We start from the raw sequence: 18397 nt of genomic DNA, 5'->3' as shown, positions 1-18397 counted from the left end.
CCGCCGTCAGCGTCGTCTTGCCGTGGTCAACGTGCCCAATCGTGCCGATGTTGACGTGCGGTTTTGTACGCTCAAACTTTTCCTTTGCCATTCCTCAGGCGCCCTTTTGCGATTTGGGGGACCCTTGGTCCCGTGGTTACATCTGCGCGCGCGAGATATTTGGTTCAAAGGGGAAAATCAAGCACATCCTGAGGGAAAAGCGGCCCCTTATGCCGGATTTTGCGTAACATCCCCGGATTCGAGCGGCCGGATCAGATCGGGCCGCCGATCAAACCAGCCGTTGTCCTTGTGTTCCTCGGCCAGCCACTCCTCAACCCGGTCGGCGACTTTCAGGGCAAGCCCGCTCATCTGCTCTTCTTTGGTCCGCTCGTGCCCCGAGCCTTTCAGGGCACTTCCGCCGGTCGTGTCCTCAAGAACCTGAAACTGTTTGCCCTTGGCCAGAAACTCTTTCTTGTTCACGTCATACACGTTTACCAAAACAATCGCCGTGCTTTTGGGATTGTAGATCACGGGAATGCCCGGAGGCGCCAGCATATAGCCTTCCAGACTGATACCGATGTCATATTCCTGTGCACCGGAGTAGCGACCCAGGCGAATGTCGACCGCGTTCTGAATGGCTGCGGTCCATTCATCAGGCGTCGCATCCCGCGACACCGGGCCCTGCACCGCCTTTTCGGCAAAGGCATAGTTGACCCGCAGCTTGAATTCGCCCAGCGATTCTGGCTCTTCATAAACCTGCGTCTGGGTGCAAGCGGCCATCAGGGCCAATCCGGTGATCAGGGTCAGAATGCGCAACATGTTCTCGTCTCGATAGGCCTGTTTTTCTTTGATCTAGCGCACCGATACGGCCTGTGCCAAGTCGTATCGGCAGAAATCCACCCGTAAGCGCGCCCTGATCACGAGAATTTATAGTCGCGCGGGAAGCCATAGGGAGGTTTTTTACCAACGCTGGCACGTTTGGCCAGCCACTGGGACATATCGGCCTCGTGCCGGGTCTTGTCACCACCCATCGACCACTTCAGGCCCTCTTCCCAGTTGAAAGTGGTGATGTCGGACAACCCGCCATCCAGCTCCAGCGTGCCCTGGCGGCCGCGCGCCATGTTATATTTCTGAAGGCGCACGCCCTTGCCGCGTGTCATCTCGGGCAGGTCTTCAGTCGGGAACACAAGGAACTTGCCGTTCTGAGACACAACGGCCACGTGATCCCCATCCACCGGTTTACAGATCATCGCGGTTTCGTCGCCTTTGACGTTCAGCACCTGTTTGCCGTTGCGTGTCTGGGCCAGCACATCATCCTCGGGCACCATAAAGCCGTTGCCCGCATCCGATGCGACAAGCAGCTTTCGGCCTGGCTTGTGAATGAAAATGTCGATGATCTGCGCCTCATTCGGCAGGTCAACCATCAGGCGCAGCGGCTCGCCCATGCCCCGCCCCCCGGGCAGGTTCGCAGCGCTGACCGTGTAGAACCGCCCGTTCGAGGCAAACACCAGCAGCCGGTCGGTCGTTTCGGCGTGGAAAATGAATCGTGGGCCGTCGCCATCCTTGAACTTCAGTTCACGCTTCAGGTCGATATGGCCGGTCATGGCGCGAATCCACCCCATCTGAGAGCAGACGACCGTAATCGGCTCGCGGTCGATCATCGCCTCAAGCGGCACTTCCTCGACCTGGCCTGCTTCGGCGAACCGCGTCCGGCGGGCGCCGCCTTCGTAGTCTTTGCCGAATGTCTTTTTGGTCTCTTTCAGCTGCTCGGCGATTTTGGCCCATTGCAGGCCCTCATCGGCCAGCAGGTCTTCAAGGTTGGCGCGCTCCAGCATCAATTCGTCACGTTCGCGAACCAGCTCCATCTCTTCCAGACGGCGCAGGCTGCGCAGGCGCATGTTGAGGATCGCGTCGACCTGAACCTCGGACAGTTCGCCCTCGCCCGGCTTGGGCGAGACATAGTCGGCCTCGTTGGTCGCGCGGACATGATCTATGCCCCAATCTTCGCGCATCAGCGCGGCTTTGGGGTCATCGTCATAGCGGATGATGTCGATCACCCGGTCGAGGTTGAGGAACGCGACGATAAAGCCCTCCAACACCTCCAACCGATGGTCGATCTTGCCCAGACGGTGACGCGAGCGGCGGATCAGCACCTCTTGCCGGTGATCAAGGAAAGCGCGCAGCACTTCCTTCATCGAGCAAACCTTGGGTGTCACCCCGTCGATCAGCACGTTCATGTTCAGGCTGAACCGCACCTCAAGATCCGAGTTGCGGTAGAGCATCCCCATCAGCACCTCGGGGTCCACGTTCTTGGAGCGTGGTTCCAGGATCAGGCGAATGTCATCGGCAGATTCGTCGCGCACATCCGCGAGGATCGGGATTTTCTTGGTCTGGATCAGTTCGGCGATCTTTTCGATCAGTTTCGATTTCTGAACCTGATAGGGGATCTCGGTAACAACGATCTGCCACTGACCTCGCCCCAGATCCTCGACCTCGAACTTGCAGCGCAGACGGAACGAACCGCGCCCGGTGCGATAGGCCTGTGCGATATTCTCTGGCGGCTCGACAATCACGCCGCCGGTCGGGAAGTCCGGGCCGGGAACATAGTTCAACAACGTGTCGTCGCGGGCGTCGGGTGTCCTGATCAGATGCAGACAAGCGTCGCAGAGTTCCGAGATGTTGTGCGGCGGGATGTTCGTGGCCATCCCCACCGCGATACCACTGGCCCCGTTGGCCAAAAGGTTCGGGAACTGCGCGGGGAGCACGACCGGCTCAGTCAGGGTGCCATCATAGTTGTCGCGGAAATCGACGGCGTCTTCGTTCAGCCCCTCAAGCAGCGCCTCGGCCACGATGGTCATCCGCGCCTCGGTGTATCGCGAGGCCGCCGGGTTGTCGCCGTCGATATTGCCGAAATTCCCCTGCCCGTCGACCAGCGGGTAACGGACGTTGAAGTCCTGCGCCAGACGCGCCATCGCGTCGTAAATCGCGGCGTCCCCGTGCGGGTGATAGTTGCCCATCACATCGCCGGAAATCTTGGCCGACTTCCTGAATCCTCCGGTTGCGCTGAGTCGCAGCTCTCTCATCGCATAGAGGATTCGCCGGTGGACCGGTTTCAACCCATCCCGCGCGTCGGGCAAGGCCCGATGCATAATGGTGGACAGCGCATAGGTCAGATAGCGTTCGCCAATTGCGCGGCGCAGCGGTTCGGCTACCTCACCCCCGTTGCCGGGGGTCTCCATGTTGGGGTCGTCGATCGTGTCGTTCATATATGATGTGATACGACGCAAGCGCGGCGCGGTAAAGCAAGCAGCGCGCAATTTACTGGGGACAAGTCGCGCTTTTTGCAACACGGGGAGGCAAGCCCCGGATTTCCCCCATCTTTCGACTCAATCCCCAAGCTATGCTAAACTTTCATCAATTGAATGGTGCCTGTTTGTTGTTGCGATTACCCGGGGGATTGCGTCATGACGCGCCTTATACTTGTTACCTTTGCTCTGCTCGGATGGAGCTTCTACGTGATGAGCGGCGGCCCCGATTTCGAGCCGCGCGGCCTGCGCACGGAAAAACCTGTGCAAGTGGCGTCAGTTCCCAAACCTGCACCAAAGCAGATTGCCCCGGCCCCGGCGGAAGACCTTGTGAAAAAAGCCGCTATTAAGCCGGTCGAACCCGAGAAGCCAAAGCCGGAACCTGAACCGGCGCCTGTTCAGGTCGATACTCAGGCGCAGCTGACGCAGGTTGCTGTTGGGCTGAGTTCAGACCTGTCCCTGTTTGGCGATCAGGCCGCGACATTCTCTCTGGCGTCTCTGGATCAGGGTGCGGCAGCGCTGCGTCAGATCACACCTGAGGTGCCTGACGGGGTTTCGCAGACCGTTGCCCCCACCGAGCCCGCAAAAGACATTCGCGAAGTTACGGGCACCCGCGTCAACATGCGCGATGGGCCCGGCACGATCTATCCGGTCGTTGGCAAGGTTTCGATCGGACAGAAGGTCGAAGTGATTGGCGATTCGGGAACCGGCTGGCTGCGGCTGCGCGTGTTGCCCGGGCAACAGATCGGATGGATTTCCGCCTCACTGATCCGAAAAACAGAAAACTGACACAGCGATGTCATTGTCCTGACCGGGACCGCGCCATAGCTTTTGGCAAAAGAACATCTCGGGGATGACATGCAGAAATCCATTCTGATCACAGGCTGCTCTTCCGGTATTGGCCTGGATGCGGCTCATGGGATGCGCGCCCGCGGCTGGCGAGTCTTCGCGGCCTGCCGCCAACAGCGCGACTGCGACAGGCTGAGGGCACAGGGATTTGACAGTCCGCGAATCGATTATGCAGATGCGGATAGTATCCGAACAGGCCTGGCACAGGTGCTCGAAGCGACCGACGGCACACTAGATGCACTGTTCAACAATGGTGCACATGGATTGCCCGGTGCGATAGAAGACGTGCCGACGGATGGGTTGCGCGTCATATTCGAATCCAATGTATTTGGCTGGCACGAACTGACCCGGCAGGTCATCCCGGTGATGCGGCGTCAGGGTCACGGTCGCATAGTACAATGCTCATCGGTGCTTGGGCTGGTCGCATTCCCCTGGCGCGGTGCGTATGTCGCGACGAAATACGCGATCGAGGGTCTGACCGACACCCTGCGGCTGGAGCTCAGGGATACCGATATTAAGGTCGTCCTGATCGAACCCGGGCCGATCACTTCGAAGATTCGGGAAAACTCGATCCCGGTGTTTGAACGGTTCATCGACTGGGAAAACTCGGCATTGCGCGAAAAATACGAAACTTCGCTGCTGACGCGACTCTACGAATCTTCAGGCCCCGACCGGTTTGAACTGCCCGCATCAGCCGTGACCGACAAACTCGCGATTGCCGTGAGCGCGAAAAGACCGCGCGCGCGCTATTACGTCACCACGCCCACCTACATCGCCGGGTATCTGCGCCGGGTTTTGTCTACAAAAACCATAGATCGCATTCTGTCATTGGGCTGAGACACAAAAACCCATTCGCTTTTGCCGCTGCGCCCGCTAGATGGAGGCGTGAAAACAAACGCGGACGAGGGCTCCATGGACCTGATCATGCTGGTCTTGCTTTTGGCCATGGCGGCGGTTGTCGTCGTTTTGGCTTTGGGCATTGCAAACTTTGGCAAAGGTGGGACCGAAGCGGCCCATAAAAGCAACAAGATGATGCGCCTGCGCATCCTGTTTCAGTTCATTGCCGTGGTGCTGATTGTGCTCTACGTCTATCTGCGCGGACAGGGAGGGCAATAAATGGTTGTTCTAAACAAAATCTACACGCGCACAGGCGACGATGGAAAAACCGCGCTTGGCAATGGCGAGCGGGTCGCCAAATACTCGGGCCGTGTGGCTGGCTATGGCACGGTGGACGAACTGAACGCCTTTGTCGGCGTCGCCCGCGCGGAAGCCAATGGCGATGTCGAAACAGCGCTGGCGCGCATCCAGAACGATCTGTTCGATCTGGGTGCTGATCTGTGCCGTCCCGATATGGAAAAGGATGCCGAGGCGGATTACCCGCCATTGCGGATCGCTCCGGCCCAGATCGACCGGCTGGAAGCCGAGATCGACGCCATGAACGAACGGCTGGAGCCGCTGCGCAGTTTTATCCTGCCGGGCGGCACCCGGCTGGCGGCGCAATTGCATGTATGTCGCACGGTGTCGCGGCGGGCCGAGCGGCTGGTGGTCGAACTGTCCAATATGGAGCCCGTCAACGAAGTCGCAGTGAAATATTTGAACCGGCTGAGCGATTGGTTCTTCGTCGCCGCCCGCTGCGCCAACAACAACGGCCAGGCTGACGTCCTGTGGGTTCCGGGCGCGAACCGCTGAAAGCGGCGCGGCGTCCTGTAGACACGGTGGCGACCGGAAGGGTTGGGCCTCGGCCCGACAATCACAGTAAAGCGTCTGTTCCGGTCCGCCACTCGTTCCGTCGCGCACCAACCCCTTCCCACTGCGACACTACCGTTACGTAAAAAAATCATGAAACGCGACGTCTCAAGCTTACGACGTGACGATTTTGCTCTGTTGTCGCGCGGATTGAGACGCTATCTACACCCCGAGAGCATTGGTGGAGTCGCGACGCGGCTTGCCGTTTTTGTAAGGAGCGTACGCAAAAATGAAGGTACTTGTGCCTGTCAAGCGCGTGATTGACTACAACGTGAAGGTTCGCGTGAAGGCGGACGGGAGCGGTGTTGATCTCGCCAATGTAAAGATGTCGATGAACCCGTTCGACGAGATTGCAGTGGAAGAGGCGATCCGCCTGAAAGAGGCTGGCAAGGCTGAGGAAGTCGTGGCCGTCTCGATCGGCGTGAAGCAGGCGCAGGAGACGCTGCGGACCGCTCTGGCCATGGGCGCGGACCGCGCCATTCTGGTCGTTGCTGCCGATGACGTGCATCAGGACATCGAACCGCTGGCCGTTGCCAAGATCCTGGCCAAAGTGGTCGAGGAAGAACAGCCGGGCATCGTTCTGGCGGGTAAGCAGGCGATCGACAACGACATGAACGCCACCGGCCAGATGCTGTCGGCCCTGCTGGGCTGGAGCCAGGGTACCTTCGCGTCCGAGCTGGACATTGAAGGCGACACCGCCAAGATCACCCGCGAGGTGGACGGCGGCCTGCAGACCATCAGCGTCAAGATGCCGACCATCGTGACCGTTGATCTGCGTCTGAACGAGCCGCGCTATGCGTCGCTGCCCAACATCATGAAGGCGAAGAAAAAGCCGCTGGACGAGAAAACCGCCGCCGATTACGGCGTCGACGTCACTCCGCGTCTGGAAATCGTCAAGACCGAAGAGCCGCCAGCACGCGCTGCGGGAATCATCGTGGGCTCGGTCGACGAGCTGGTCGAGAAACTCAAAGAAGCGGGGGCTGTGTAATGGCTGTTCTTCTTCTCGCTGAAGTCAACAATGGTGAGCTGTCGCTGGACGCCACCGCCAAGGCCGTCAATGCCGCGAAAGTTCTGGGCGATGTGACCGTTCTGGCCGCTGGCGGTTCCGCCGCTGCCGCTGGTGAAGCTGCTGCCAAGATCGACGGCGTTTCCAAAGTTCTGGTTGCCGAAGACGCTTCGCTGGGCCACCGCCTGGCGGAATCGACCGCAGCCCTGATCGTGGGTCTGGCCGACGCGTACGAGCACATTGTGGCACCCGCCACCACCGACGCCAAGAACGTGATGCCGCGTGTCGCAGCCCTGCTGGACGTGATGGTGATCTCGGATGCATCCGGCGTTGTGGACGGCTCGACCTTCGAACGCCCGATCTATGCAGGTAACGCGATCCAGACCGTGAAATCGAACGACGCCAAAAAGGTCGTCACCCTGCGGACTGCCAGCTTTGACGCGGCGGGCGAAGGTGGTTCGGCCCCGGTCGAGACCATCTCGGTTGGCGAAAACCCGGGCCTGTCGTCCTGGGTCGAGGACAAGGTTGCGGCCAGCGACCGCCCCGAGCTGACCTCGGCCGGTGTTGTTGTTTCGGGCGGCCGCGGTGTTGGTTCCGAAGAAGACTTCAAACTGATCGAAGCTCTGGCTGACAAGCTGGGCGCAGCGGTTGGCGCATCGCGCGCGGCGGTCGACTCAGGTTATGCCCCGAACGACTGGCAGGTGGGTCAGACCGGCAAGGTTGTTGCTCCGGACCTGTACGTTGCCGTTGGCATCTCGGGCGCGATCCAGCACCTTGCTGGCATGAAGGACTCGAAGGTCATCGTCGCAATCAACAAAGACGAAGAAGCACCGATCTTCCAGGTTGCCGACTTCGGACTGGTTGCCGACCTGTTCCAGGCCGTTCCGGAACTGACCGAAAAGCTTGGCTGATCAAGAACACAATTTTCTCGACGAGAAATATTCAAGGCCCGCCACAAGGCGGGCCTTTTTCAGTTCAGATCTTGAACAACCGGCACCAGAGCATCCGCGATGGCCCTGTGTGCGGCCGGGCCGATCATATGCTCTGCCATGGGCTGCTGCAATGTTCCGAACAGCACGTCCTCAAGTTCGTCTGAAGCGCCGGCAACACTGACCGACAACTCGACGATACCCGCGCAATGCGATCGGAATTGCTCGACCATTGGCCTGTCGACCAGCAATTGCCCGCCAACATCGCATGGCGATTGCCTGTGCACGCGCAGCCACAACAAGATCACTGGCGGTCCAACACGCTCGAGAAAGGACTGCAGGTTTTTGCACCACTGATCCTGCAAACCCTGGGCTAACAACGCAAACCGGGCGGCCCCAAGATCCAATAGCCGCGTCAAAAGATGCTTCACAAAGTGAAACTCTGTGAAATCAACTTCGGGATAAAGGTCTACGAGTTTACGCGTCGGCTCAATAAAGCGGTCATTTCGGCGGGGATGCACCCGGTAAAATGGGTTCGACTGACCGGCAAGTCCGGGGATCTGCAACACGCACAGCCCGGAACCATTCACCAGGTTCAGTATCCCTTGATCGCGCACCAACGCCTCGGCCCCGGCAAACAGGCTGCCCAGATTGACACAACACTTTCCCACACGCCCTTCCAGCACTGAAGGGAACGGCTGATCCACGAACCGCCCGAATGTTTCGTCGCCGCCAACACAAACCACTGAGGACTTGTCCGGTCGCTTCTCAGGCCCGCGAAACCAGAGCCTGGATTGTTCATATTGGCAAACGGCAACATCGACCCGGCCCGAGCCGACCTGAAGATAGCTCATAACACCCACCTGTTTTTCACCCGGGTGCCATCTTGCGGCCGCAGGAATTGATAAAACCCTAATGTGCGCATTTGAAGCAAATTCAGCCTGATCCAACCCCTTGCCGCCCGCCCCGATCTGCCGATAGTGTCGGATCAACCTATGGGACAAAGGCACCTGAACATGGATGTAAAATCAGTCGGAGTGATCGGCGCGGGCCAGATGGGCAATGGCATCGCCCATGTTTTGGCGCTGGCGGAATATGACGTCCTTCTGACCGACGTCAGCCAGGAGGCGCTGGACAATGCTCTGGCGACGATCGAAGGGAATCTTGCCCGGCAGGTGTCCCGCGGAAAGATCACCGACGAGGCCATGCAGGCCGCCCTTTTGCGCATCGATACCACGCTTGAATTGCCTAAACTGGGTCAAACCGATCTTGTGATCGAGGCCGCGACCGAACGCGAAACGATCAAGCAGGCCATTTTCGAGGACCTTCAACCGCATCTGCAGCCCCATACGATCCTGACTTCGAACACCTCTTCCATTTCGATCACGCGTCTTGCCAGCCGGACCGACCGTCCGGAACGGTTCATGGGGTTTCACTTCATGAACCCTGTTCCAGTCATGCAGCTGGTCGAATTGATCCGCGGCATCGCAACGGATGAAGCGACCTACAAAGCCTGCAAAGCTGTTGTGGACCGGCTGGGCAAGACCGCAGCCAGCGCCGAAGATTTTCCGGCCTTCATCGTGAACCGGATCCTGATGCCGATGATCAACGAGGCGGTTTATACGTTGTATGAGGGTGTCGGTAGCGTTCAGTCCATCGACCAGTCAATGAAGCTGGGTGCCAATCATCCGATGGGGCCGTTGGAGCTGGCGGATTTCATCGGCCTGGATACCTGCCTGGCGATCATGAATGTGTTGCATGAGGGTCTGGCCGACACCAAGTACCGTCCGTGTCCACTGCTGACAAAGTACGTCGAGGCCGGCTGGCTGGGGCGCAAGACCGAGCGCGGGTTCTATGATTATCGTGGGGAAGTCCCAATACCAACGCGCTGACGCACAGGGGGCCAGCCCCCTCGCCCGGATTTTATCCGGGCTCACCCCCGGGATGTTTTCAGCCAGATGAAGACGCGGATCAGGCCCTGGTCCCACCGCCCAGAGCCAAGGTGTGCTTTCTAAGCCATGCCATGAACCCGCGCGGGTCTTTTTCGAGCAGTTGCATGTCGTCCTGCGATACCGGATCACCGATGACCGGAGACTGCGGTTTGTTGCAGGACCTTACGATCTCATGCAGCAGTAGCCCCTGACGCAGGATCGGGGAAACACGGTTTGCGATCTGATACCAGCGCGAGTTGCAACCAGGAAAAAAGATCGGCACGACCTGAGCTCCGGACCGGCGGATCATCTTCGCCGTAAAGACGTTCCATTCCCGTTCCTGTGCGGGGCCGAACCAACTGTCCGAAGACATCACCACGCCCGAAGGGAACAAGGCCACCACGCCGCCATTCTTGAGGTGTTCCATCGCCTTGCCGCGCATTTCCAGCATCTTGGCCTGGGCTTCAGGGTCGTGCGGAAACGGAACTGCGATCATGAACGATGTCGCAGCTTCGTCCAGGCCGGTCAGAACCGAGCGGGTCAGGATGCGATAATCGCTGCGCACACGGCCGATCAGTTCGGCAAAAATCATGCCGTCAACCATGCCATGGGGGTGGTTGGCGACCACAACGACCGGGCCTTCCTTGGGAATGCGGTTGATCTGTTCCTGCGGCGTGGTCAGTTTGATGCCCATCACCTCGAGCGCGCCACCCCAAAAACGCTGGCCGCGATACAACTCGTTCTTTTTCTCGAATTTATTGACCATTCGCAAAATGGTCAGTTTTCCGGTGCACCATTCGATGACCCGAATGGCAGCCGAAGTCCAGGCATCGTCAAACGAGTTGGCGTAGGTCAGCGTTCTGCGATCATAGATTTCGCCCTGTTCACCGGCCCCATCTACCACCGGGTTCGTCTTGGTCTCGTGCGTTGTTTCCGCCAATTCCTGGTTTTCCCGTTCTTCCTGTCCTGGCAGGACCGGCTCAGAATCCCTCTCCGAACTTGTCGTTCACCAAAGTTTCCAAGGCTTCCGCCAACGCCTCAGCATCCGGTCCGGACGTCTCGACGTCAATAGTGGTTCCGCGCGATGCTGCCAACATCAAAAGGCCCATAATACTGTCACCGGATGCAGAAAGTCCGTCCCGCGAAACCTCGGCACTGGCATCAAATCCCTCGACCACCTCGACCAGCTTGGCTGAGGCACGGGCGTGTAGGCCCTTTTCGTTAATAATTTTCAAGCTTCGGGTGGTCATGGTCAATTAATCCGATTTTAGTCCAACGTGACATTCTGCGCATTGATATATTTTCGTCCAGCCTCAATCGCTTGCCGGACGGCATCGCCGACGGGCAAGTGGCGGCTTTTGGCCAGTTTGATCAACATGGGAAGGTTTGCGCCGTAAAGTATGCGACGATCCTGCGGGGCGCAGGCCCGCATGCTCAGATTCGACGGGCTGCCGCCAAACAGGTCAGTCACGACAACGACACCGTCGCCGGCATCGACCTGATCCGCGGCACGGCATATTTCGCTTTGTTTGGCGTCGCGATCATGATCGGCCTCGATCGGGATCGCGACAAGACCCGGCTGTGTCCCGACCACGTGCTGCATCGCGGCCAGGTATTCTTCGGCCAGCCTGCCATGCGCTACAATAACGATCCCGATCAATCCGGCCTCACATTCAACGAGCGTCGTTCCATTTCGCGGTGTCTGATTGCCACCTGCTGGCCCTCTTCCGCAAGGGCTTTTGCGACCGCTTCGGCCATCGCGACCGAGCGATGTTGCCCACCTGTGCAGCCAAACGCAACCGAAAGATGCGCCTTGCCCTCGGCCCGGAAGGCCGGCAGCAAAAGCCTGAGCAGATCGACGACCCTGTCGAAGAACGGTCCGTAGTTCATATCCGACTGAACATAGCTTGCAACATCCGGGTTTCTACCATCGGCCGCGCGCAATTCAGGGCGCCAGTACGGATTGGCCAGAAACCGGCAGTCAAACACCATGTCCAGCCCCCTAGGCAAGCCGCGCTTGTACGAAAAGGATTCGATCGACACCGCCAGATGTCGGCCGCCCTGAGGTGCGAACCATCGCTCGACCTCATCGCGCAACTGATGGACATTCAGTGCTGTCGAGTCGATCAGCGTATCGGCAATTTCGCGGATCGGGGCCAGCAGCTCCTTTTCCTGGCGTACGCCGGATTCGGGGCTGGAATCCCTTGCCACCGGGTGCCGCCGGCGGGTTTCGGAAAAGCGTCGCAGCAGCACGTCATCGCTGCAATCCAGATAAAGCGTGGTCAGATCGACCTGCTCCATCCGGCTGAGTTTCGCCACCAGTTCAATGAAGCCGATGGTTGAAAAATCGCGGTTGCGCGCGTCGATCCCAAGCGCCATGGGCCGGTCGCTTTCCGGGCCATCCAGAAGGCGCGTCAACAGCCCCATGGGCAGGTTGTCGATGGCTTCAAAGCCCAGATCTTCGAGAACATGGATTGCGGTCGATCGTCCGGCACCCGAAGGCCCTGTGACCAGAACGATACGCCGCTGTGTTGTCAGTTCCCGGTCCATTCCGGATCCATTCGTCCCATTTTCAGAAATTGCACCAATGCTGCGGCCAAATTGGGTACTTCACCGCCCCAAAGCAAGGGAACAGGATGCCTCAGCAGAACCATCATCCGTGGCTCGGGCAGACGTGCGGGTTCGCTCTGGTCCAGATCCACAACGAGGCTGACAGGAACCGGGCCCTTAGAGTCTGCGCGCAACAGGCCGATACCACGCGCCTCGATCACGCCCCGCAGTTCCGGAACAGCGTCTGCGATTACATGGTCATCCTGTGCATGCAGATTGACCCGGTCGTCCGCAACAAAACTCGCCCCCAGCGCCATCATCTGCAGCGCCAGTGACGACTTGCCCGCGCCCGAACGCCCCACAATCAGAAGGCCGTGCCCTTCGACGCTGACGCAAGCGGCATGGATACAAGCTGTGTTCTGTTGTTCGATAGCAGAAAGGGTCGGGCTGGACATATGCCTACAAAGGAAGCCCGACAACAAACCGGGCGCCCAAAGGATCCGAGGTTATGTCCGCTTCGGTCGGACGGATGTTCTCCGCCCAGATCACACCGCCGTGGGCCTCGACAATTTGTTTTGAAATCGCAAGTCCCAAGCCCGAGTTGTTCCCAAAATGCTCGACCGGGCGCTGCGAGTAGAAGCGTTTGAACACTTTGGTCAGCGCCTGATCGGGTATGCCCGGACCGGTATCTTCCACCACCACCAGAACCCGGTTCTCGCGCTGTCGTACCCAGACCCGAATGGCATCGCTTTCCTCACAGAAGGAAATCGCATTGGTGATCAGATTGACGAAAACCTGTGCCAGTCGCGCCTCAAGCCCGTTGATCACAATCGGGTCGGGCGGCAGATCAGTGATGTAGTCGATCCCTTTCGACCGGGCGTCTTCGCCAAGATACTGCCCAAGATTGCCCAGCAGCTTGAGCAGATCAAATGGCTGCTCCTCTTCCTTGACCAGTTCGGCATCCAGTCGGGATGCGTTGGAAATATCACTGACCAACCGGTCCAGGCGCCGCACGTCATGTTCGATCACGCCCAAAAGTTTCTCGCGCTGGTCGTCGCGTTTGACCATGCGAAGCGTCCCGACTGCCGATTGCAGACTTGCAAGCGGGTTCTTGATTTCATGCGCCACGTCCGCCGCAAACTGCTCGTTCGCATCGATCCGGTTGTAAAGCGCGGTCACCATCCCTCGCAGCGCTCCGCTGAGCTGCCCGATTTCATCGGGGCGGGCGCTGAGGTCGGGAATTCGAATGCGGCCCGGATTGACACCAGCCCCCCTGTCCCTGCCCATCTCGGCAGCCGCCGCCAGATCCGCAAGCGGGTTGGCGATGGTTGATGCAAGAACAAGGCTCAGGCCGACGGACACCAGCAGGGCCACCACGAACATCTGCAGAATGCGCTCCTGCTCCTGCCGGGCAAGCGCATCAATCTCACCGGCCGGACCGGCCATGGCAACGGCACCGACCGGGCTTCCGTCAAACAGAATGGGCGCAGCCGCCACGATTGCGGTTTCCCCTGCATCATCCTGAACCGCCTGCATTTGAACATTGCCCAGCAATGCCTGCGGGATGATTTCCTGTACGCGTTGTGCAAGCGTCGGTGGATCGGTTTCCTGCGGTTTCGTGAATACTGTCGTCAGACCCATCCAGACGGCATTGAGGCCGTCACTGATAACTGTACTGCCGGTTGGCGCATCGGCCCCTGACTCCAACCCGAGAGGCATTTGCGCCGGCAGCGAAGCGCCTCGGGTCCAGCCAATCAGGGTGCCTTGGGCATCATAAATGAAGACCTCGCCGCCATCGGGCAGTGTAAGTCCGGACAGCGTGTCCCTGACATCCAGATCAGCAGCGTCCCGGGGGCCGTCGGAATCCGCCTGACGCAGCTGGGTTTCGAACACGTTGCTGACCAGCTGGGCATCACCCACCAGATTGCGCGCCGTCTGCTGGACCCGCTCCTTGCGTGAATCGTCCAGATACAGCAACCCGGTCACAAGAATGACCAGGGCGATCAGGTTGAACGTGATGATCTTGCGCGCCAGAGGAGAGCCGCGCAGAGAAAACAGATTGCGTCGCGACCGCGTTGCCCTGAGTTCATGGGACTCGGGATCATGCGGGATGACCCAGTCATCCCCCAGAACGACATCTCCGTCGCGCAGCGCATTAGCTTGTTCGGTATCGCGCACGAGACCCGGCTACCCCTTATCAGAAGGCTATTCTTATTCTTCGTTGTATCTGTACCCGATGCCGTACAGGGTTTCGATGGCCGAAAACTCAGGATCTGCCGCGCGCATTTTCTTGCGCAGCCGCTTGATGTGGCTGTCGATGGTGCGGTCGTCGACATAAACCTGATCGTCATAGGCCACATCCATCAACTGATCGCGGCTTTTGACGAACCCCGGTCTCTGCGCCAGCGCCTGCAACAACAGGAACTCGGTCACTGTCAGCGAAACATCGGTGCCCTTCCAGCTTACGGCGTGGCGCAGCGGATCCATCCGAAGCTCGCCACGCTCCATGACCTTGGCGTCGCCAGAGGCGGCAGCGGACACATCGCCCTCGGTCGCTTCCTGCCGGCGCAGCAACGCGCGGATACGTTCGACCAGAAGACGCTGTGAAAAAGGCTTTTTGACATAGTCATCCGCGCCCATGCGAAGGCCCAGAACCTCGTCGATCTCGTCATCCTTGGATGTCAGGAAGATCACCGGCATCTGAGTTTTCTGGCGCAGCCTTTGCAACAGGTCCATGCCGTCCATGCGGGGCATCTTGATGTCCAGCACCGCCATGTCCGGCAATTTCTTGTTGAATGCATCCAGGGCAGCTTGCCCGTCATTATATGTTTCGACCTCAAAACCCTCGGCTTCGAGCGTCATGGATACCGACGTCAGAATGTTCCTGTCGTCATCCACCAGTGCAATCTTTGACATCGGGTTCATCCCTATTCCTGCTCACTCTTGCAATAATTGGCTTATTTGTAAGGCATTGTTGGCGTTTTTAGGACGCCGAATCAATCCGTAACTGCGAATCGTGCCTTTCTTGGGGCAAGCTTGCGGCAAATTTGCCTTGCTGCCCGCAAATTGCCGCCCAGATTTTTGGCGGAAAATTCTTGGTGGCGCTAAACTTGTACTTGGTTGCGCTAACTGCGCCAAACCGTCCTGTTCATGCCCTAAATGACCGTGATAAGACCCGCCCATCCGCCGGTTTTTCCCGGCATACTGCCCCAAGAGCGCATAAGGCCAAACAGCCTTCGCGCCGCCACAGGAGAAGACACACATGACATCTGGACGGGTTAACCCGCAATTCCGCCTCGAGGATCAGGGCATCGAGGGTCTGGGCAATGTCTATTACAACTTCATGGAACCGGCGCTGATCGAAGAGGCGCTGAAGCGCGGCGAGGGCACGCTGGGCAATGGCGGCGCGTTTCTGGTTACGACTGGCAAATTCACAGGCCGGTCTCCGAAAGACAAGCATGTTGTCAAGACCGACAGCGTCGCCGACACCATCTGGTGGGAAAACAACGCCGCAATGACCCCCCAGGGCTTTGACGCGCTATATGAAGATATGCTGGCCCATATGAAGGGTCGCGACTATTTCGTGCAGGACCTCGTCGGTGGCGCCGATCCCGCCTATTCGATCAACGTGCGCATGGTCACCGAGCTGGCCTGGCACAACCTGTTCATCCGCCACCTGCTGCGACGGCCGGACCGCGCTGACCTGGACGAGTTCACCGCGGATTTCACCGTCATCAACTGCCCCAGTTTCAGCGCAGACCCGAAAAAGCACGGCTGCCGCAGCGAGACCGTGATTGCGCTGAACTTCGACCGCAAGCTGATCCTGATCGGCGGCACAGAATATGCAGGTGAGAACAAAAAGTCGGTCTTTACCCTGCTGAACTACATGCTGCCCGAAAAGGGCGTGATGCCGATGCACTGCTCGGCCAACCATGCTGTGGGCAACCCGGTTGATACCGCCGTGTTCTTCGGCCTGTCCGGCACCGGCAAAACCACCTTGTCCGCCGACCCGTCCCGCGTGCTGATCGGCGATGACGAGCACGGCTGGTCCGACCGCGGCACTTTCAACTTCGAAGGTGGCTGCTATGCCAAGACCATCAACCTGAATGCCGAAGCAGAACCCGAGATTTACGCCACCACCACGAAATTCGGCACGGTGATCGAGAACATGGTCTTCGATCCCGAGACCAAGAAACTGGATTTCGACGACGATTCACTGACAGCGAACATGCGTTGCGCCTATCCGCTGGAATACATCTCGAACGCATCGAAATCGGCGTTGGGCGGCCATCCAAAGAATATCATCATGCTGACCTGCGACGCATTTGGTGTTCTGCCCCCGATTGCGCGGCTGACACCGGCGCAGGCGATGTATCATTTCCTATCAGGCTTCACGTCGAAAGTCGCCGGTACCGAGCGTGGCATTACCGAGCCTCAGCCCACATTCTCGACCTGCTTTGGCGCACCTTTCATGCCGCGCCGCCCCGAGGCCTACGGCAACCTGCTGCGGGACAAGATTGCCCAGCACGGCGCGACCTGCTGGCTGGTGAACACCGGCTGGACCGGCGGCGCTTACGGCGTTGGCAGCCGGATGCCCATCAAGGCAACCCGCGCGCTGCTGACAGCGGCGCTGGAAGGGTCGCTGGCGGATGCGGAATTCCGCAAGGATGCCAGCTTTGGCTTTGACGTTCCGGTCTCGGTTCCCGGTGTGCCCGAAGTCCTGCTGGACCCGCGCCGCACATGGGACGACCAAGCGGCATTCGACAAACAGGCTGAAAAACTGGTGCAGATGTTTGCCGAAAACTTTGAACAGTATCTGCCCTTTATCGACGAAGACATCAAAGCTGTCGCGATCGGATAAGGCAATTTCAGGGGCCGCTGCGCCCCTGATTTCATCCGGACCCGGGTGAAAGGCGCGGCATTGCTCGCCATATAGGTGTATTCACCCATATGTGTTGGCAATTGCATTGCCTGATGCGGCAAATTGCGCTACCCACGTTTTCATTAATGTCAAAAAAATGCCCGGCACGAAACGCACCGGGCCGCAACTGAAAGAACTTTTGGGCAGCTCGCAAGAACTCACTCACCTTGGAAATTGAGCAGCCTAATCAGGGAACCAGTTTAGTCCCAGAGGGATGTGTGTCAATATGAGACATGCCAAATACAGCACCACACTGCATGTTTCTCATCACCACGGGTGACTGAAACCTGACTAAGGGGAAAACGGAAAATCATGACGGAAATTTCGAAACTCACTGAATTGCGCAAACTCATGCAGAGCATGGAACAAACGCTGGGCCTCGAGAAGCTCTCTCCTGTTGAGCGCGATATCTACTATGCCGCCGAGGAACTGTCCAAATCCGACGAGGAAGTGCGCACTTTTGGTTTGATCGAACACACCCTTGTCAAAAGCGTTTCGCGCCCGACATTCTTCCGCGCGCTGAAATCGCTGGTCCAGAAAGGGTATCTGTCACAAAGCGGCAGCGCCAACCGGGGGCGGTATATCGTTCATGCACCCAGATGAAGCCGCCGCGTTTCGTGACGACGGCTGATCGTCGTGCGAAAATGGGCTACCGAAACCTTCTACGCCTCTTTGGCCTATGTGGTGGTATCGTTCCTCACGTTTGAGGTTCTGATGCCCCTTCAGAACGTGTTTTTTCCCGAATACCCCAGCCGGGCCAGCCTGTTGTTTCTGCCGCATGGCGTACGGGTTCTGGCCGCCTGGCTGTTGGGATGGCGCGCAATATTTGCACTGCTGCCGGGTGTTTTCATCGTCTTCGCTTATGTCGGCGGATGGGACGTGTTCCTGCCCAGCCGCCTGATGGCAATGGTCATTGCCGTCGCAACCGCGCCTGCGGTGTTTTATCTGTGTAAAGGGCTTGGCTGGGACCTGTTTCCCAGGCCCGACAAACGGCCATGCTGGGCCTGTGTCATGGGTGTGGGGATTGTCACGTCGTTTCTGGTGTCGATCCTGACCAACATGGCCTTTGGCAGCGCCACGGCGGAATACATCGCCTTCTTGATTGGCGATATCTCCGGCTTGTTTTTCCTGATGCTGATCCTCTACTTCTCGTTCCGCTACGCGGACAGCCGGGCCTGACC

At 58.7% G+C, this 18397-nt stretch carries 22 protein-coding genes; 10 read left to right on the top strand and 12 right to left on the bottom strand.

Annotation, left to right across the window (positions count from 1 at the left end; translation table 11 throughout):
* From ACR0JW_RS14595 to ACR0JW_RS14585, 3 genes are all read right to left on the bottom strand, one after another.
* A partial coding sequence (locus ACR0JW_RS14595; RefSeq protein WP_215675807.1) for a GTP-binding protein occupies positions 1-91 on the bottom strand: 91 nt, incomplete at its 3' end.
* Between the two features lie 116 nt (positions 92-207).
* On the bottom strand, positions 208-798 hold the full coding sequence (locus tag ACR0JW_RS14590; protein ID WP_170681495.1) for a hypothetical protein: 591 nt from the start codon (positions 796-798) through the stop codon (positions 208-210).
* 98 nt (positions 799-896) lie between these two features.
* The gene (locus ACR0JW_RS14585) at positions 897-3245 is read right to left on the bottom strand and encodes a DNA topoisomerase IV subunit A (RefSeq protein WP_170825203.1); all 2349 of its coding nucleotides are present in this window, start codon (positions 3243-3245) and stop codon (positions 897-899) included.
* A gap of 198 nt (positions 3246-3443) precedes the next feature.
* On the opposite strand from ACR0JW_RS14585, the gene ACR0JW_RS14580 reads away from it, so the two are divergent.
* From ACR0JW_RS14580 to ACR0JW_RS14555, 6 genes are all read left to right on the top strand, one after another.
* Positions 3444-4073: an SH3 domain-containing protein gene (locus ACR0JW_RS14580; protein ID WP_480714111.1), complete on the top strand. Its 630-nt coding sequence runs from the start codon at positions 3444-3446 to the stop codon at positions 4071-4073.
* Positions 4074-4142: 69 nt separating this feature from the next.
* Positions 4143-4970 (top strand): SDR family NAD(P)-dependent oxidoreductase, encoded by an 828-nt coding sequence (locus ACR0JW_RS14575; RefSeq protein WP_170681499.1) that lies wholly within the window; start codon positions 4143-4145, stop codon positions 4968-4970.
* Between the two features lie 75 nt (positions 4971-5045).
* Entirely contained in the window at positions 5046-5249 is a 204-nt protein-coding gene (locus ACR0JW_RS14570) for a twin transmembrane helix small protein (protein WP_170611869.1), read from the top strand.
* Positions 5250-5822, top strand: a complete 573-nt coding sequence (locus ACR0JW_RS14565) for a cob(I)yrinic acid a,c-diamide adenosyltransferase (protein ID WP_170681501.1) — start codon at positions 5250-5252, stop codon at positions 5820-5822.
* A 286-nt stretch (positions 5823-6108) separates the two neighbouring features.
* Positions 6109-6867, top strand: a complete 759-nt coding sequence (locus tag ACR0JW_RS14560) for an electron transfer flavoprotein subunit beta/FixA family protein (RefSeq protein WP_170611874.1) — start codon at positions 6109-6111, stop codon at positions 6865-6867.
* A complete protein-coding gene (locus ACR0JW_RS14555; RefSeq protein ID WP_170681503.1) occupies positions 6867-7796 on the top strand; it encodes an electron transfer flavoprotein subunit alpha/FixB family protein in 930 nt (309 codons plus the stop codon). Before ACR0JW_RS14560 ends, ACR0JW_RS14555 begins: the two co-directional genes overlap by 1 nt.
* Positions 7797-7855: 59 nt before the next feature.
* Here the strand turns inward: ACR0JW_RS14555 and ACR0JW_RS14550 are convergent, their stop codons facing one another.
* Positions 7856-8668 carry a DUF6473 family protein gene (locus ACR0JW_RS14550; RefSeq protein ID WP_480714110.1) on the bottom strand — a complete coding sequence of 271 codons (813 nt, stop codon included), beginning with the start codon at positions 8666-8668 and terminating at the stop codon, positions 7856-7858.
* A gap of 162 nt (positions 8669-8830) precedes the next feature.
* On the opposite strand from ACR0JW_RS14550, the gene ACR0JW_RS14545 reads away from it, so the two are divergent.
* Complete coding sequence (locus ACR0JW_RS14545; protein WP_170611878.1) at positions 8831-9706, top strand: 3-hydroxybutyryl-CoA dehydrogenase; 876 nt, start codon at positions 8831-8833, stop codon at positions 9704-9706.
* A gap of 79 nt (positions 9707-9785) precedes the next feature.
* Here ACR0JW_RS14545 and ACR0JW_RS14540 read toward each other — a convergent pair whose 3' ends face one another.
* From ACR0JW_RS14540 to ACR0JW_RS14505, 8 genes are read right to left on the bottom strand one after another with little or no spacing between them, the layout of a single operon-like run.
* Complete coding sequence (locus tag ACR0JW_RS14540) at positions 9786-10685, bottom strand: lysophospholipid acyltransferase family protein (RefSeq protein WP_170681505.1); 900 nt, start codon at positions 10683-10685, stop codon at positions 9786-9788.
* 40 nt (positions 10686-10725) lie between these two features.
* Entirely contained in the window at positions 10726-10995 is a 270-nt protein-coding gene (locus ACR0JW_RS14535) for an HPr family phosphocarrier protein (protein ID WP_170611881.1), read from the bottom strand.
* A 17-nt stretch (positions 10996-11012) separates the two neighbouring features.
* Positions 11013-11405, bottom strand: coding sequence for a PTS sugar transporter subunit IIA (locus ACR0JW_RS14530; protein ID WP_170611883.1), 393 nt, complete (start codon positions 11403-11405; stop codon positions 11013-11015).
* Entirely contained in the window at positions 11402-12295 is an 894-nt protein-coding gene (rapZ, locus tag ACR0JW_RS14525) for an RNase adapter RapZ (RefSeq protein WP_170681507.1), read from the bottom strand. The genes ACR0JW_RS14530 and rapZ overlap by 4 nt, the downstream gene beginning before the upstream one ends.
* The gene (locus ACR0JW_RS14520; protein ID WP_480714109.1) at positions 12280-12750 is read right to left on the bottom strand and encodes an HPr kinase/phosphorylase; all 471 of its coding nucleotides are present in this window, start codon (positions 12748-12750) and stop codon (positions 12280-12282) included. Before ACR0JW_RS14520 ends, rapZ begins: the two co-directional genes overlap by 16 nt.
* Positions 12751-12754: 4 nt before the next feature.
* Complete coding sequence (locus tag ACR0JW_RS14515; RefSeq protein WP_170611889.1) at positions 12755-14473, bottom strand: sensor histidine kinase; 1719 nt, start codon at positions 14471-14473, stop codon at positions 12755-12757.
* 33 nt (positions 14474-14506) lie between these two features.
* On the bottom strand, positions 14507-15211 hold the full coding sequence (locus ACR0JW_RS14510; protein ID WP_170611892.1) for a response regulator: 705 nt from the start codon (positions 15209-15211) through the stop codon (positions 14507-14509).
* Positions 15212-15232: 21 nt separating this feature from the next.
* Positions 15233-15559 carry a hypothetical protein gene (locus ACR0JW_RS14505; RefSeq protein ID WP_170681511.1) on the bottom strand — a complete coding sequence of 109 codons (327 nt, stop codon included), beginning with the start codon at positions 15557-15559 and terminating at the stop codon, positions 15233-15235.
* Here ACR0JW_RS14505 and ACR0JW_RS14500 point away from each other — a divergent pair.
* The 3 genes from ACR0JW_RS14500 to ACR0JW_RS14490 all read left to right on the top strand — a co-directional run bounded on the left by ACR0JW_RS14500 (position 15558) and on the right by ACR0JW_RS14490 (position 18395).
* Positions 15558-17156, top strand: a complete 1599-nt coding sequence (locus ACR0JW_RS14500; protein WP_170681513.1) for a phosphoenolpyruvate carboxykinase — start codon at positions 15558-15560, stop codon at positions 17154-17156. The two genes, ACR0JW_RS14505 and ACR0JW_RS14500, sit on opposite strands and share 2 nt — an antisense overlap.
* Positions 17157-17528: 372 nt before the next feature.
* Complete coding sequence (locus ACR0JW_RS14495; protein ID WP_170681515.1) at positions 17529-17819, top strand: hypothetical protein; 291 nt, start codon at positions 17529-17531, stop codon at positions 17817-17819.
* Between the two features lie 33 nt (positions 17820-17852).
* Entirely contained in the window at positions 17853-18395 is a 543-nt protein-coding gene (locus ACR0JW_RS14490) for a hypothetical protein (protein ID WP_321251002.1), read from the top strand.
* The last annotated feature ends 2 nt before the right edge of the window (positions 18396-18397 follow it).

It is taken from the genome of Ruegeria sp. BG6 (assembly GCF_056538465.1).
This window is presented reverse-complemented; position numbering and strand designations above follow the sequence as displayed.